This window comes from Pseudomonas sp. H2_A10, assembly GCF_054680085.1.
Window position 1 is genome coordinate 1,582,939 of record NZ_CP162821.1, and the last position, 14,750, is coordinate 1,597,688.

Below are 14,750 nucleotides of genomic sequence, written 5' to 3' on the forward strand. Positions count from 1 at the left end.
GTCTCGAATAAAGCGGGAATGGGGCAACTATAAGGGCTGGCGCCGCGAATGGTACAGGCTCACCTTGCGAAACTCCCAAGGCTCGGCCAGGTCGGGCAGGGTCAGGGCATCCAGGATTTCCAGGCGCTGATAGCTCGGATGCTGGAAGTCTCGCACTCGCGAATCCGCCACCAGCGCTTCGCGGCCACGGGTGAGGAACTGGTCCAGCAGCGGCAGGTTGGCGCGGTCATAGAGCACATCGGCCACCAGGATCAGGTCGAAGCGGTCAGCCTCGGCGAAAAAGTCCGCCGAATAGGTCAATGCCACGTTATTGAGCGCGGCATTTGCGCGGCAAGCGGCTAACGCCAGCGGGTCCAGGTCGCAGGCCACCACTTCCAATGCGCCTGCCTTGACGGCCGCAATCGCAGCCACGCCGGAGCCTGCTCCGAAATCCAGCACGCGTTTGCCGGCGACCCACTCGGGGTTGGCCGCCAGGTAGCGCGCCAATGCCAGGCCGCTCGCCCAGCAAAAGCTCCAGTAGGGCGGTTCGTGCAGGATGCGTCGGGTTTCTTCGGGGCTGAAGGCGCGGTCCATATTGTCGGCATCCAGCAGCCACAACGACAGCTGCGTGCCCGGCAGCGGGCAGGGCACCAAGTGGGCGTCGCCGATCAGCTCGCTCAGCGCGCGCTGCAAGTCCAACGGTGGCGTCATGGTGCCTTGACGAGTTCCAGTGGGCCGGTGGTCTGGGTGATCGCCTGGGTAATGCGCACGGCGGGCAGGTGCAGGATCAACTGGCCAGACTGGCTGGCGCGGCCGCGCAGTTCGACCCGCGCACCGGCCGGGAAGGCCTCGGGGTTGAAGCGCAGGCGGAACGCCAGGGGCTTGCCGTTGCCGGTGAGCACGCTGCTGGCGAGCAATTGTTGTGGGCGTGAACGGTCGTCGATCACCAGCAGGGCCATCTCGACTTCCGCGCCGGCAGGCACGTTGGTCAGGCTGCCATTGATTTCACGCTGGTACGCCGGCAACGGGCCGAGGTCTTCGATCCCTGGGACTTTTTTCTCTTGCGCGGGCACGGGTTGAGGCGTGGACGGTTTGGGGGCTTCGCTGCTGCAGGCGACCAGAACACTGAACAAAGCGAGCAAAACACAGGGTCGTAACTGCATGTACGGCTCCAAAAAGGACAAAATCCGTGACGTGAAAGGTAACAAACATAATAGCCCGCCTGTATACCGGAAAGGCTATGGCTTGTCTTGCCACGGGGATGCGCTACCATGGCCCTCCCTTTTTTTGTTGCCTGCCACCATGCACTGTCCCTTCTGCGGTGCCAACGACACCAAGGTCATTGACTCGCGTCTGGTCGCCGAGGGCGATCAAGTGCGTCGCCGGCGCGAATGCCTGGCCTCTGGCTGCGGTGAACGTTTCACCACCTTCGAAACCGCCGAACTGGTATTGCCGCGTCTGATCAAGTCCGACGGCAGCCGCCAGCCCTTCGACGAAGAAAAACTGCGCGCCGGTATGCAGCGCGCCCTGGAAAAACGCCCGGTGAGTGTCGAGCGCCTGGAAGCGGCGCTGGCGCATATCAAGCACAAGCTGCGGGCGACCGGCGAGCGCGAGGTCAAGAGCCTGGTGGTAGGAGAGCTGGTGATGAGCGAGCTGCAAAAGCTCGACGAAGTCGCCTATATCCGTTTCGCTTCGGTGTATCGACGCTTCCAGGACCTCAATGAGTTCCGCGAAGAGATCGACCGCCTGGCCCGTGAGCCTGCCAAACAATGACCTCTGAACAGGCAGTGCTCGACGCCCACTACATGGCCCGCGCCCTAGAATTGGCGCGCAACGGCCTGTACACCACTCACCCCAACCCGCGAGTGGGCTGCGTGATCGTGCGCGATGGGCAGGTGGTCGGTGAAGGTTGGCACGAACGCACCGGCGAACCGCATGCCGAACCCAACGCCCTGCGCGCCGCCGGTGACAAGGCCCGTGGCGCCACGGTGTACGTGACGCTCGAACCGTGCAGCCACCACGGCCACACGCCGCCCTGCGCCGATGCGCTGGTGAGTGCCGGCGTCGCGCGCGTGGTGGCCGGCATGCAGGACCCGAACCCGGAAGTGGCGGGGCGCGGCATGCAGCGTCTGGCCCAGGCCGGGATCGAGGTTCGCAGCGGCGTGCTGGAAGCTCAGGCGCGGGCGTTGAACCCGGGGTTTCTCAAACGTATGGAACATGGCCTGCCGTTTGTGCGGGTCAAGCTGGCGATGAGCCTGGACGGGCGCACCGCCATGGCCAGCGGCGAAAGCCAATGGATCACCGGCCCCGCTGCCCGCGCGGCGGTGCAGCGCCTGCGTGCCGAGGCCAGCGTGGTACTGACCGGCGCCGACACGGTGTTGGCGGACGGCGCCCGCCTGACCGTGCGCGCCGCCGAGCTGGGCCTGGATGCCGCCACCACGGCCCTGGCCATGTCGCGCCCGCCGCTGCGCGTATTGATCGACGGCCGCCTGCGCGTGCCGCTCAATGCGCCATTCTTCAAGGCCGGCCCGGCACTGGTCATTACGTGCGTCACCCCGGAAAACCAGTTTCCCCGTGGCCCCGAGTGCCTGGTGGTGCCCGGCGTGGACGGCCAGGTCGACCTGCGCTCGGCCCTGGTCGCCCTCGCTGCGCGTGGCGTCAACGAGGTGCTGGTGGAAGCCGGCCCAAGCCTGGCAGGCGCCTTTGCCCAACAAGGCCTGGTGGACGAATACGTGATTTTCATCGCCGGCAAGTTCCTCGGCTCCGCTGCGCGGCCGTTGCTCGACTGGCCGCTTGAGAAACTGGCCGATGCCCCCCAACTCAAGATCACTGAAATGCGCGCTGTAGGCGATGACTGGCGAGTCACTGCCATCCCTGTGCCAGCAGCGAGCGTATAATTCCCGGCCTGCGCTTGAGCGTCAGCCCCCCGTTTTCAGGAGAACGAAATGTTCACCGGCATTATCGAATCCATCGGCAGCATCCGTGCAATGACCCCCAAAGGCGGCGACGTGCGCCTGCTGGTTGAAACCGGCAAACTCGACCTCGGCGACGTGAAGCTGGGCGACAGCATCGCCGTCAGCGGTGTGTGCCTGACCGTCGTCGAGCTGCCTGGCAACGGCTTTGCCGCCGACGTCAGCCGGGAAACCCTGGACTGCACCGCGATGAACGACCTCAAGGCCGGCAGCCCGGTCAACCTGGAAAAAGCCCTGACCCCCACCACGCGCCTGGGCGGCCACCTGGTCAGCGGCCATGTCGACGGTGTCGGTGAAGTGGTTGCGCGCAGCGAAAACGCGCGCGCCGTGGAATTTCGCATCCGCGCGCCCAAAGAGCTGGCCAAGTACATCGCCCACAAAGGCTCGATCACCGTCGACGGCACCAGCCTGACCGTGAACGCCGTGAATGGCGCCGAATTCGAACTGACCATCATTCCCCACACCCTGAGCGAAACCATCATGGCGTCGTACCAGCCGGGTCGCCGGGTGAACCTGGAAGTCGACTTGCTTGCCCGTTACCTGGAACGCCTGCTGATGGGCGACAAGGCCGCAGAGCCTGCGTCCGGGAACATCACTGAAAGTTTTCTGGCCGCTAACGGCTACCTGAAATCCTGACCAAGGGGGTGCCACGTGGCGCTCAATAGCATCGAAGAACTGGTTGAAGACATCCGCCAAGGCAAGATGGTCATCCTGATGGATGACGAAGACCGCGAGAACGAAGGCGACATCATCATGGCCGCCGAGGCCTGCAAGCCCGAGCACATCAACTTCATGGCCAAGCACGCCCGTGGGCTGATCTGCATGCCCATGAGCCGCGAACGCTGCGAGCTGCTCAAGCTGCCGCTGATGGCGCCGCGCAATGGCTCTGGTTTTGGCACCAAGTTCACCGTATCGATCGAAGCGACCACCGGCGTCACCACCGGTATTTCCGCCGCCGACCGCGCCCGCACCGTGCAAGCCGCGGCCGCGAAGGACGCCAAGGCCGAAGACATCGTCAGCCCCGGCCATATCTTCCCGCTGATGGCCCAGCCGGGCGGCACCCTGGCCCGTGCCGGCCACACCGAAGCCGCCTGTGATTTGGCGCGCATGGCCGGTTTCGAGCCGAGCGGCGTGATCTGCGAAGTGATGAACGACGACGGCACCATGGCCCGTCGCGCCGAACTCGAAGCCTTTGCCGCCGAACATGGCATCAAGATCGGCACCATCGCCGACCTGATTCACTACCGGATGATCCACGAACGTACCGTTCAGCGGATTGCCGAGCAGCCGCTGGACAGCGAACTGGGCCAATTCAACCTGGTGACCTACCGTGATTCGGTGGAAGGCGATGTGCACATGGCACTGACCCTGGGCGCCATCAGCGGTGAAGAACCGACCCTGGTGCGCGTACACAACATGGACCCGCTACGCGACCTGTTGATGGTCAAGCAACCCGGCCGTTGGAGCCTGCGCGCCGCCATGGCTGCGGTGTCCGAGGCCGGCAGCGGCGTGGTGCTGCTGCTGGGCAACCCGGTGGATGGCGACGTGTTGCTGGCGCATATTCGCGAAACTGCCGAGCAGACCCAGGTGAAAACACCGACCACCTACAGCATCGTCGGTGCCGGTTCGCAGATCCTGCGCGACCTCGGGGTGCGCAAAATGCGCCTGATGAGCGCACCGATGAAATTTAATGCGATATCCGGATTCGATCTGGAAGTTGTAGAATACGTGCCCTCCGAATAAAGGCCGGCTATTTTTGCCCCTTGTTCGCGGTTAAATCATCACTGAGGGGCGCACTTTTCGCGTCCCGGCTCTTTAAGAGATTTGTCGAATGACCCTGAAGACCATCGAAGGTACCTTCATCGCCCCCAAAGGCCGCTATGCCCTGGTGGTTGGCCGCTTCAACAGCTTCGTGGTTGAAAGCCTGGTAAGCGGTGCCGTGGATGCCCTGGTTCGCCACGGTGTGAGCGAAAGCGACATCACCCTCATCCGCGCCCCTGGCGCCTTCGAAATTCCACTGGTTGCGCAAAAAGTTGCCCAACAGGGCGAATACGCGGCGATCATCGCCCTGGGCGCGGTCATTCGTGGCGGTACTCCGCACTTCGAATACGTGGCCGGTGAATGCACCAAGGGCCTGGCCCAGGTGTCCATGGAGTTCGGCGTGCCGGTCGCGTTCGGCGTACTGACCGTTGATTCCATCGAGCAAGCCATCGAGCGTTCCGGCACCAAGGCCGGTAACAAAGGCGCTGAAGCTGCCCTGTCCGCCCTGGAAATGGTCAGCCTGCTGTCGCAGTTGGAGGCCAAGTGATTTCCGACGAGAGCGATCAGTTCAACCCTCAGGACCCGCGCCCTGCGGATGCCGGCAAGCCATCCAAGAGCGAAAAGCGTCGTAAAGCGCGTCAGCTCGCGACCCAGGCGCTGTACCAGCGTCACCTGGCAGGCGCTTCGCTGAACGAAATCGAGGCGCAGTTTCGCGTCGATAACGACTTCACCTTCGCCGACCAGAGCTATTTCCACGACATCCTGCACGGTGTGCATGCCAACCTGACCGAGATCGATACAGCCCTGGCGCCCTGCCTGGACCTGACCCTCGAAGAACTCGACCCGGTTGAGCTGTGCGTACTGCGCCTGTCCACCTGGGAGTTGCTCAAGCGCGTCGACGTGCCGTACCGCGTGGTGATCAACGAAGGCATCGAACTGGCGAAAGTCTACGGTTCGACCGACGGCCACAAGTTCGTGAACGGCGTGCTCGACAAGCTGGCCCCGCGCCTGCGTGAAGCCGAAGTGAAGGAACACAAGCGCTAAGTTGCGCTTGAGTCCCGAATGGGTGAGTTTGAGCTGATCCGCACCTACTTCGCCGCCGCGCCCTGTGCGCAGGGTGGCGAAGGCATTGCCCTGGGGATCGGCGACGACTGCGCCTTGCTGGCACTCCCGCCTGGGGAGCAACTGGCAATTTCCACCGATACCCTGGTGGCCGGCGTGCATTTTGCCGACCCTTGCGATCCGTTCCTGCTCGGCCAGCGCTCGCTGGCCGTGGCGGTCAGCGACTTGGCTGCCATGGGCGCCAACCCCCTCGCATTCACCCTTGCCCTGACCACGCCGACGGTCGAAGCCGACTGGCTGCAACGCTATGCCCAAGGGTTGAACGCCATGGCGCAACGCTGCGGTGTGGGCCTGGTGGGCGGCGATACCACGCGCGGGCCGCTCAGCCTGACCCTGACGGTGTTCGGCCGTGTGCCGGCCGGGCAAGCGTTGACGCGGCGCGGTGCGCAACCGGGCGACCTGATGTGTGTCGGCGGCGCCTTGGGCAACGCCGCAGGTGCCTTGCCGCTGGTACTGGGCCAACGCAATGCCGATGCGAGCATTGCCGACCCGCTGCTGGCGCATTACTGGTCGCCGCAACCGCAATTGGCGCTGGGCCTGGCGCTGCGGGGCAGGGCGACAGCCGCCATGGATATTTCGGACGGTTTGTTGGCCGATTGCGGGCATATCGCCAAGGCGTCGGGCGTAAGCCTGTTGATCGAGCGTCAGCGCTTGCCGTTGTCCGAGGCCTTGCTCGCGTTTTTGGGGGATGAGCAGGCCAGGGTGGCCGCGTTAAGCGGCGGCGACGACTATGTGCTGGCGTTCACCCTGCCGCCCGTCGAGTTGGCGCCGTTACTGGCCGCCGGCTGGCCGGTGCATGTTATCGGCCGCGTCGAGGCCGGGCAGGGCGTAACGCTGCTTGATGCCGGCGGGCAAGACATCACTCCCGCTCTGCGTGGTTATCAACATTTTGGCCAGACGCCCTGAATCGGTGTGCTGGGCTACCCTCTATAACGTCATTACCGATGCAAGGCTTTGCAGGAGGTCGTACCGATGCACGTGCGCCGCTGGCTGCTGATACTGCTGTGTGTCGTTTCGACCTGTGGGCGGGCAGAGGATAGCGCGGTGCCTCCCGGCAACGTCATGTTGGCCAGTGAGGCCTGGGACGACTACACCAATGCCGACGGCAGCGGCCTGGCCTGGGACGTATTGCGACGGGTATTCGAACCGGCCGGGATCACCTTGCACACCCGCATCGAGCCCTACACCCGCTCCGTGGGCCTGGCCCAGTGCGGTGAAGTGGACGGCTGGGTCGGTTCTTACCGCGATGAGGTCAAGGGCGTGCTGTACCCGCGCTGGAACTTCGACTCCGACCGGATCTATGCCCTCGGGTTGGCCTCCTCACCGACGCCGAGCGCGGCAACGCTGGGCGACTACCGCCTGGCCTGGATGCGCGGTTACAAGTACGAAGGGTATTTGCCTAACATGCGGCGCTTTAAACAGATCGAGCGGCGCGAGGGCATTTTGCCGATGCTCCAGCATGGCCGTGCCGACTTCTACATCGATGCCCTCGCCGAAGCCAACGAGGTTCTCAGCCAGGCGCAAGACCCCGCCACATTCCGGCTTACTCACATCATCGACTTGCCGCTCTACGTAGGTTTTGCCGATACCGAACGCGGGCGGGCATTGCGCACGGTGTTCGACCAGCGCATGGCCGTCCTGGTAAAAAGTGGCGAGCTCAAGCCGATCTTCCAGCGCTGGAAACTGCCGTATCCGTTCTAACCTGCATAGAACCGGGACGAAGGCCAATCAAACCGATTGATCTTTATCAGCGATCATTCAGCTTAAGCGTCTGTAGGAACCTGCTGTTACAATGCCCGCCTCTGTGAAATCTGAAATCAGGAGCACACGGTGCCCGTCGTTTTCGTCGCTGCTTCCAAGCTGCCTACCCCTTTTGCCACGTTCACCATGAATGGCTTTCTCGAAGAAGCCACTGGCCGCGAGCACGTTGTGCTCAGCCTGGGCGATATCGCCGATGGCGCGCCGGTGCTGGGGCGAGTGCACTCCGAGTGCCTGACCGGCGATGCGTTGTTCAGCCAGCGCTGTGACTGCGGCTCGCAACTGGAAGCCGCCATGCGCGCCATCGCCCATGAAGGCCGTGGCGTGCTGCTGTATTTGCGTCAGGAAGGTCGTGGCATTGGCCTGTTGAACAAGATTCGCGCCTACGAACTGCAAGACGGCGGCGCCGATACCGTTGAGGCCAACGAGCGCCTGGGCTTCGCCGCCGACCAGCGTGACTACGCGATCTGCCTGCCGATGCTGGAACATCTGGGCGTGAAATCCCTGCGCCTGATGACCAACAACCCGCGCAAGGTCAAAGCCTTGACCGAAATGGGCATCACCGTGGCCGAGCGCGTGCCGCTGCACACCGGGCACAACCCGCACAACAAGCTCTACCTGGCCACTAAAGCCAGCAAGCTCGACCACATGATGGGCAATGAGCACCAAGGCGAGGTCGATCGCGCGTGACCCGTGGCCAGGTAAAGCGACGACTGTCCTTCAACTGGTGGCAATACCTGGCCCTCGCGCTGCTGCCATTGTTCGTGATCAACCTGGTGTTCGGCCGCGCCGAAGCCCTGCTGCCGGTGCTGGCCATGCCGTTCTTTATCGCCGGCATGGCTTCGATGTTTCTCAGCCTGCGCTTCTTTAACGGCTATAAACACGCGTTGATCGCGACCTCCAAAGCCCTCGATACCCCTGAAGAACCGGCGGCCTGGATCACCTTGGCGGCGCGTCGTCGCATGGCGTTGCTGGTGGCGGCGCTCCCGGCCTGGGTCGGCGCGTTGGCGGTGTTTGTCGGCCTGGAGGCGGTACCGCTGTTTTTGCTGGCGCTGTCGACGCTGGTGCTGTTTTACCTCTATCGCATTCCGCGTCAGTTGGGATGATGCGCCACTGGCTGGCGGTTCTGCTGCTGGCAACGAGTGCCCAGGCCTCGGCCGCGGAGCGGGTGGTGAGCTTGGCGCCGTCGCTGTCGGAAATTGTGCTTGAACTGGGGGCCGCCGACCTGCTGGTGGGCGTGCTCGATGGCGGTGAGCGGCCGGCCGCGTTGACGCAGGTGCCGTCGGTGGGCCGATACGGCCAGTTGAACATCGAGCGCCTGCTCAGCCTCAAGCCCGACTTGATCCTGCTGTGGCCCGGCAGCCTCGGCCCGGCCCAGCGTGAGCAGTTGCAACGCCTGAATATCCCCGTCTACGTGGCCGAACCCCATAGCCTTGAACAACTGACCACCCAGGTCGAAGCGATTGCCCGGCAACTGGGCCGTGCCGATGCCGGCCGCCAATTGGCCGCTCAACTGCGCCAGCGTCTGGCCGAGCTGCGCCAGCGTTATCAGCGGGCCGAGCCGGTGCGGGTGTTTTACCAAGTCTGGAACCAGCCGCTCTATACCGTGGGCGGCGGGCAGATCATCAGCGATGCCTTGACGGTATGCGGTGCGCGCAATGTGTTTGATGACCTGAAGCTGCCTGCGCCGCAGGTGAGCATTGAGTCGGTGTTGCAGCGCGATCCCGAGGTGATTCTGGTCGGTGACCAGGCTCAGGCGGATGCCTGGAAGGTCTGGCCGGCGATGGCGGGGCGGGTGCGGCTTGTGACGGACAAAGGCCTGGAGCGGCCCAGTGCGCAGATGGTCGACGCAGTGGCGAAGCTGTGCCAATTGATTGCGCCACAGCGCTAGCCTGAGCCTGGGCATTTTCCGACGGGTTATTAAGACCTGAACGTCGGCTTCACCGACAGGCGCGCCTAAGGCTTCATCACCTGTGCCGAGGCAATCAAAGCGGGTTACCTGAGCGACAACGAACCTATGCGCCAGGTCTATTGAGTCGAGTCGCTACAGGTGGGGCGTCCACGTGAGCCCCAACAGCCAGGTGCGGCCCTCTTCGCGGTAGTCGTGGTTGTTGGAAAAGTCCGCTGCGTCATAGCTGTAGCGGGCCCGCGCATAGCGGCGGTCCAGCAGGTTGTCGACTTTCAACGACACACTGACATCATGATTGATCGCCCAACTGCTGCGCAGACCGAGCAGCGCATAGCCGCCCAGACGGTTGCGGTTGTCTTCGTCGTCATAGCTGCGGCTGATCGCCTGCCAGTTGGCGCCCACCCCGAATCTGTCGAATTGCCGGTCCAGGTCCAGGCTCAACGTGCGCCGTGCGCGGCGGGCCAGGGTATGGCCGCTGTCGCGGTCACGCGGGTCGATGATCGAAAGCCCGAGGTTGCCCTGCCAGCCGAATAACGTCTGCTTGAGCGCCGCTTCAAAGCCATTGATGCGCGCCGACGCCACGTTCTGCGGCTTGCCGGAGCTGTCGAGGATAATCGCATCGCTCAAATCGGTGCGGTACAGCGAGGCTTCCAGCTGCGTGCTATCCGTCAGTTGACTGCGCCATTGCAGCTCGTAGCTTTTTGAGGTTTCGGGCAGCAGGTTGGGGTTGCTGTACTTCGTGTCTGGGTAATACAGGTCGTTGAAGGTCGGCGCGCGAAAGCCTTCGCTGTAGGTCAGCAGCAGGTCATTGTCGGGGTTGACCGGCACGGTCAGGGTGCCGCTCCAGCTGTTCTGGCCACCGAACTGTTGGTTCTGGTCGCGGCGCAGGCCCAGTTCGGTGGAGAACCACTCGCTGCGGAAGCGGTGCTGCACAAATGCGGCGCGGTTCCAGCGGCTGTTTTCGCTGAAGGTGGTAGAGCCGTGGAAGCGGTCTTCGTACCAGTCGCCTCCAAGGATCAGGCGGTTTTGCTCGTCCAGCGTCACATCGTTTTGCCAGTTGACCGAGTCGCGGTAGGTGTTGAATACGCTGAATTCATCACTGAGCGTATCGCGCTTGGTGTCGCGGTTTTCGCTGTGGCCCAGTTCCAGGCGCGACTGCCAGCGCTCACTGAGCGTGGCGTCCAGATAGCCGCTGGCGCTGCTCACGGCGTAATCGGTGTAGGGCTTTTGCCCCAACGTCTGCCCGCTGGCGGCGTCATAGCGACCGAAGCTGTTGTCATACTCCGACTTGCCACGGTTATCCAGCAGGTTGAATCCCGCCTCCAATTCATCGCTGAACGAATGACTGAGGTTCAGGCTGATCGACTGGTTGCGATAGGCATCATGGTCGCCGTCGCTGGGGAAGGATCGGTGGGTTGAGTTGATACCGGCGGTGTCATCCAGGCTCGCCCCGAGGTTGAACCGCGTGCGTGCGTCGCCGCCCGACAGCCCCAGGCTGCGCTCCCAGGTCTGGCGGCTGCCAACACCCAGTTTCAGGCGCGGTTGCAGACCTTGTTCGGCGTTGCGCCGGGTGAACAGCTGGATCACCCCGCCGATTGCATCGCTGCCGTAGATCACCGAACGTGAGCCGCGCAGCACTTCCACACGCTCAATTTGGTCGACATTCAGGTATTGCAGGCCGCTGTCGCCGGACGTGGCGTTGGCGATGCGTTGGCCGTCCACCAGCACCAGGCTTTGGGCGGATTTGGTGCCGCGCAGGTAAATCCCCGGCAGGCTGCCGCGCCCGCCGGTGGGTGCCACTTGTACGCCGGGAACGCGGCTGAGCAGGTCGGCGAGGCTGGTGGGTTGCAGGCGGTCGATGTCGTCGCGGGTGAAGACGGTGTTGGCCGCACTGCTGTCATTGCGCGCCTGGACCTGGCGGTTGGCGCTGATGACCACATCGGGGAGTTTGAGGGCGGCGTCGCGGGTGTCGGCGAGCAGGTCGGGTGCGGGGAGAAGCAGCAGGGGCAGGGCGAGGCGCAGGCGGTTCATGGGTTGTACGTGGCTTTTAAAATTGACACAAAACCAAGGGTGGGAGGGGCAAGCCCCTCCCACCTTTCAGGTCCCGGTTTCTACAGGCCAGCATCGCCATGCGCTCGCGCACCGAAGCCTCGATCCCTGCTTCATCCAGCCCACATTCCGCCAGCATCTGCGCCGGTTTGGCATGTTCGACATACACATCCGGCAAGCCCAGGTGCAGCACCGACTTGAGGATGTTTTCCCGCGCCAAAAACTCACTGACCGCCGCACCGGCACCGCCCATGATGGCGTTTTCTTCGACGGTCACCAGCAATTCATGGCTGCCGGCAATCTCACGAACCAGGGCTTCATCCAGCGGTTTGACGAAGCGCATGTCGACCACGGTTGCGTCGATCTTCTCGGCGACTTTCAGCGCTTCGGCCAATTGCACGCCGAACACCAGGAACGCGACCTTGCTGCCTTGGCGCCGCACGATGCCTTTGCCGATCTCGATTGGCTCCAGGTCTTTTTCGATTACGGCATTCGGGCCGTTGCCGCGCGGGTAGCGCACGGCGGCCGGGCCGTTGTACAGGTGACCGGTGCTGAGCATCTTGCGCAGTTCGTTTTCGTCGCTCGGCGTCATCACCAGCATGCCGGGGATGCAGCGCAGATAAGACAAATCGAAGCTGCCGGCGTGGGTCGGGCCGTCTTCGCCGACTAAACCGGCGCGGTCGATGGCGAACAGCACATCGAGGTTCTGCACCGCGACGTCATGTACCAACTGGTCATAGCCGCGCTGCAAGAACGTGGAGTAGATCGCCACCACCGGCTTGGCGCCCTCACAGGCCATGCCGGCGGCGAAGGTGACCGCGTGCTGCTCGGCAATGGCCACGTCGAAGTAGCGCAGCGGGAAACGCTCGCTGAACGCCACCAGGTCGGAGCCTTCCTTCATCGCCGGGGTGATGCCTACCAGGCGCGGGTCGGCGGCGGCCATGTCACACAGCCATTCGCCGAACACACCGGAATACTTTGGCCCGCTGGGCTTTTTCGGCGCGGCGGCGGGGGCGTCCAGTGGTTCGAGCTTGGTGATGGCGTGGTAACCAATTGGGTCGACTTCCGCCGGGGCGAAGCCTTTGCCCTTCTTGGTAACGATGTGCAGGAACTGTGGGCCCTTGAGGTCGCGCATATTGCGCAGCGTGGCGATCAGGGTGGGCAGGTCATGACCGTCGATCGGGCCGATGTAGTTCCAGCCCAGCTCCTCGAACAGCGTGCCGGGTACCAGCATGCCCTTGGCATATTCTTCGGTGCGCCGGGCAATTTCCCACGCACCGGGCAGGCGCGACAGCACTTTCTTGCTGCCTTCGCGCATGCTGGCGTAGGTACGGCTGGAGAGAATTTTTGCCAGGTAATTGGACAAGCCACCGACGTTGCGCGAAATCGACATGTCGTTGTCGTTGAGGATCACCAACATGTTGGCGTCCACTTCCGGCGCATGGTTCAGCGCTTCAAACGCCATGCCGGCGGTCAGCGCGCCATCACCGATCACTGCAATCGCCTTGCGATCGCTGTTTTGCAGACGGGCGGCAATCGCCATGCCCAGTGCTGCGCTGATCGAGGTGCTGGAGTGGCCGACGCCGAAGGTGTCGTATTCGCTCTCGGAGCGACGTGGGAAGGCGGCGACGCCGTCCTTCTGGCGCAGAGTGCCCATGCGCTCGCGGCGGCCGGTGAGGATTTTATGCGGATACGCCTGGTGGCCCACGTCCCACACCAGCCGGTCGTCCGGGGTGTCGAACACGTAATGCAAGGCGATCGTCAGCTCGATGACGCCCAGGCCCGCGCCGAAATGCCCACCGGTCTGGCCGACCGTGTAGAGCAATTCCAGGCGCAGTTCATCGGCCAGGGTTTCCAGCTCGGCTTCACCCAGTCGACGCAGGCCGTCCGGCATGGCAGCACGGTCGAGCAGGGGCGTGGACGGGCGCTTGCGGGGAATCTCTTGAAACGTCGTGGGCATCAGGCGAATCGTTATAGGTATAAGAAGAGGCGGCAGTTTACCTCAAGCATCGCAAACTGCCCACGCAGAGCACCGAAGTTGGCCGATATGCGGCCTTTATCAGTGGCGGCGTTCGACGATATACCGCGCCAGGTCACGCAATGGCTCGGCTGCCGCGTCGAATGGTCGCAGGGCGTCCAGGGCCTGATCGCGCAGTTCCAGGGCATAGGCCTTGGCGGCTTGCAGGCCGAGCAGTGCCGGATACGTCGGTTTATCCCGTGCGATATCGGCACCCTGGCGTTTGCCCAGGGTTGCGGTGTCACTTTCTACGTCGAGAATGTCGTCCTGCACCTGGAACGCCAGGCCGATGGCTCGGGAATAGGTCTGCAACGCCGCCAATTGGGCCGCGTCGGCACGACCACTGGCCAGGGCGCCCAACTGCACGGCGGCCTCGATCAGCGCGCCGGTCTTGTGGCGGTGCATGTGTTCGAGGGCGGTTTGATCCAACTTGAGGCTGACCGAGCCCATGTCGATCGCCTGCCCCCCGACCATGCCGGCCGGACCGGCGGCCAGGGCCAGGTCGGTGACCATGCGCAGACGGATCTCGGCGTTGACACTGCTCAGGCGCGGGTCCAGCAAGGCACTGAACGCCAGGCTTTGCAGGCCATCGCCGGCCAGAATCGCATAGGCTTCGTCAAAGGCTTTGTGGGTGGTCGGCTGGCCGCGACGCAGATCGTCATCGTCCATCGCCGGCAGATCGTCGTGCACCAGGGAATAGGCGTGGATCAACTCCACCGCACACGCCGCACCATTGGCCTGCTCGGCGGGCGCGCCCAGTGCTTCGCAGGCCGCATACGCCAGCAACGGGCGTACACGCTTGCCGCCATTCATCACGCTGTAGCGCATGGCCTCGTATAAACGCTTCATTTCCGGGCTTGGCGCAACAAACAAGGGCTCCAGCGCCGCATTCACCCGGGCTTGGCTACTGGCCTGGTACGCGTCGATCATTCCGGCTGTTCCGCATCGAAAGGTTCCTCGGCCAACTCGCCGTCACGCTCGAGCAACACCTGCACCTTTTGCTCGGCCTGCGCCAACGCGCTCTGGCAGTCACGGGTCAGGCCGATGCCTTGCTCAAACGCTGTCAGCGAGTCCTCCAGCGACAACTCGCCGTTCTCCAGACGCTCGACCAGGGTTTGCAGATCGGCGAGGGATTGTTCGAAATCGAGTGCAACTTTTTTGCGGGCCATGGCGGCTATTCCGG

At 63.6% G+C, this 14,750-nt stretch carries 16 protein-coding genes and 1 pseudogene; 11 read left to right on the forward strand and 6 right to left on the reverse strand.

Annotated elements, in window-relative coordinates:
- Positions 1 to 27: 27 nt before the first annotated feature.
- Positions 28 to 690, reverse strand: a complete 663-nt coding sequence (locus AB4O23_RS07320; protein WP_065879165.1) for a class I SAM-dependent methyltransferase — start codon at positions 688 to 690, stop codon at positions 28 to 30.
- Positions 687 to 1,142 (reverse strand): YbaY family lipoprotein, encoded by a 456-nt coding sequence (locus tag AB4O23_RS07325; protein WP_460062738.1) that lies wholly within the window; start codon positions 1,140 to 1,142, stop codon positions 687 to 689. The genes AB4O23_RS07320 and AB4O23_RS07325 overlap by 4 nt, the downstream gene beginning before the upstream one ends.
- 139 nt (positions 1,143 to 1,281) lie before the next feature.
- On the opposite strand from AB4O23_RS07325, the gene nrdR reads away from it, so the two are divergent.
- The 11 genes from nrdR to AB4O23_RS07380 all read left to right on the forward strand — a co-directional run bounded on the left by nrdR (position 1,282) and on the right by AB4O23_RS07380 (position 9,483).
- A complete protein-coding gene (gene nrdR / locus AB4O23_RS07330) occupies positions 1,282 to 1,752 on the forward strand; it encodes a transcriptional regulator NrdR (RefSeq protein WP_026067112.1) in 471 nt (156 codons plus the stop codon).
- On the forward strand, positions 1,749 to 2,876 hold the full coding sequence (ribD, locus tag AB4O23_RS07335) for a bifunctional diaminohydroxyphosphoribosylaminopyrimidine deaminase/5-amino-6-(5-phosphoribosylamino)uracil reductase RibD (RefSeq protein ID WP_065879166.1): 1,128 nt from the start codon (positions 1,749 to 1,751) through the stop codon (positions 2,874 to 2,876). Before nrdR ends, ribD begins: the two co-directional genes overlap by 4 nt.
- A 48-nt stretch (positions 2,877 to 2,924) precedes the next feature.
- Positions 2,925 to 3,587, forward strand: a complete 663-nt coding sequence (locus AB4O23_RS07340; RefSeq protein ID WP_017525986.1) for a riboflavin synthase — start codon at positions 2,925 to 2,927, stop codon at positions 3,585 to 3,587.
- 15 nt (positions 3,588 to 3,602) lie between these two features.
- Complete coding sequence (gene ribBA, locus AB4O23_RS07345; protein ID WP_017525987.1) at positions 3,603 to 4,694, forward strand: bifunctional 3,4-dihydroxy-2-butanone-4-phosphate synthase/GTP cyclohydrolase II; 1,092 nt, start codon at positions 3,603 to 3,605, stop codon at positions 4,692 to 4,694.
- An 88-nt stretch (positions 4,695 to 4,782) separates the two neighbouring features.
- Positions 4,783 to 5,259, forward strand: coding sequence for a 6,7-dimethyl-8-ribityllumazine synthase (gene ribH / locus AB4O23_RS07350; RefSeq protein WP_003194576.1), 477 nt, complete (start codon positions 4,783 to 4,785; stop codon positions 5,257 to 5,259).
- Positions 5,256 to 5,756: a transcription antitermination factor NusB gene (gene nusB, locus AB4O23_RS07355; protein WP_017525988.1), complete on the forward strand. Its 501-nt coding sequence runs from the start codon at positions 5,256 to 5,258 to the stop codon at positions 5,754 to 5,756. The genes ribH and nusB overlap by 4 nt, the downstream gene beginning before the upstream one ends.
- 18 nt (positions 5,757 to 5,774) lie before the next feature.
- The gene (gene thiL, locus AB4O23_RS07360; protein ID WP_065879167.1) at positions 5,775 to 6,740 is read left to right on the forward strand and encodes a thiamine-phosphate kinase; all 966 of its coding nucleotides are present in this window, start codon (positions 5,775 to 5,777) and stop codon (positions 6,738 to 6,740) included.
- A gap of 66 nt (positions 6,741 to 6,806) precedes the next feature.
- Positions 6,807 to 7,535, forward strand: coding sequence for a substrate-binding periplasmic protein (locus AB4O23_RS07365; protein ID WP_065879168.1), 729 nt, complete (start codon positions 6,807 to 6,809; stop codon positions 7,533 to 7,535).
- 129 nt (positions 7,536 to 7,664) lie between these two features.
- On the forward strand, positions 7,665 to 8,282 hold the full coding sequence (gene ribA, locus AB4O23_RS07370) for a GTP cyclohydrolase II (protein WP_017525991.1): 618 nt from the start codon (positions 7,665 to 7,667) through the stop codon (positions 8,280 to 8,282).
- Positions 8,279 to 8,698, forward strand: a complete 420-nt coding sequence (locus tag AB4O23_RS07375; protein ID WP_065879169.1) for a nuclear FMR1 interacting 1 family protein — start codon at positions 8,279 to 8,281, stop codon at positions 8,696 to 8,698. Before ribA ends, AB4O23_RS07375 begins: the two co-directional genes overlap by 4 nt.
- Positions 8,695 to 9,483 carry a cobalamin-binding protein gene (locus tag AB4O23_RS07380; RefSeq protein WP_068936641.1) on the forward strand — a complete coding sequence of 263 codons (789 nt, stop codon included), beginning with the start codon at positions 8,695 to 8,697 and terminating at the stop codon, positions 9,481 to 9,483. The genes AB4O23_RS07375 and AB4O23_RS07380 overlap by 4 nt, the downstream gene beginning before the upstream one ends.
- 153 nt (positions 9,484 to 9,636) lie before the next feature.
- Here AB4O23_RS07380 and AB4O23_RS07385 read toward each other — a convergent pair whose 3' ends face one another.
- The 4 genes and pseudogenes from AB4O23_RS07385 to AB4O23_RS07400 all read right to left on the reverse strand — a co-directional run bounded on the left by AB4O23_RS07385 (position 9,637) and on the right by AB4O23_RS07400 (position 14,736).
- Positions 9,637 to 11,532 (reverse strand): TonB-dependent receptor domain-containing protein, encoded by a 1,896-nt coding sequence (locus AB4O23_RS07385; protein ID WP_460062744.1) that lies wholly within the window; start codon positions 11,530 to 11,532, stop codon positions 9,637 to 9,639.
- A gap of 97 nt (positions 11,533 to 11,629) precedes the next feature.
- A pseudogene (gene dxs / locus AB4O23_RS07390) lies at positions 11,630 to 13,510 on the reverse strand (1-deoxy-D-xylulose-5-phosphate synthase); the annotation flags it as partial.
- 99 nt (positions 13,511 to 13,609) lie between these two features.
- A complete protein-coding gene (gene ispA, locus AB4O23_RS07395; RefSeq protein ID WP_017525996.1) occupies positions 13,610 to 14,497 on the reverse strand; it encodes a (2E,6E)-farnesyl diphosphate synthase in 888 nt (295 codons plus the stop codon).
- A complete protein-coding gene (locus tag AB4O23_RS07400) occupies positions 14,494 to 14,736 on the reverse strand; it encodes an exodeoxyribonuclease VII small subunit (protein WP_003176346.1) in 243 nt (80 codons plus the stop codon). Before AB4O23_RS07400 ends, ispA begins: the two co-directional genes overlap by 4 nt.
- Positions 14,737 to 14,750: the final 14 nt, after the last annotated feature.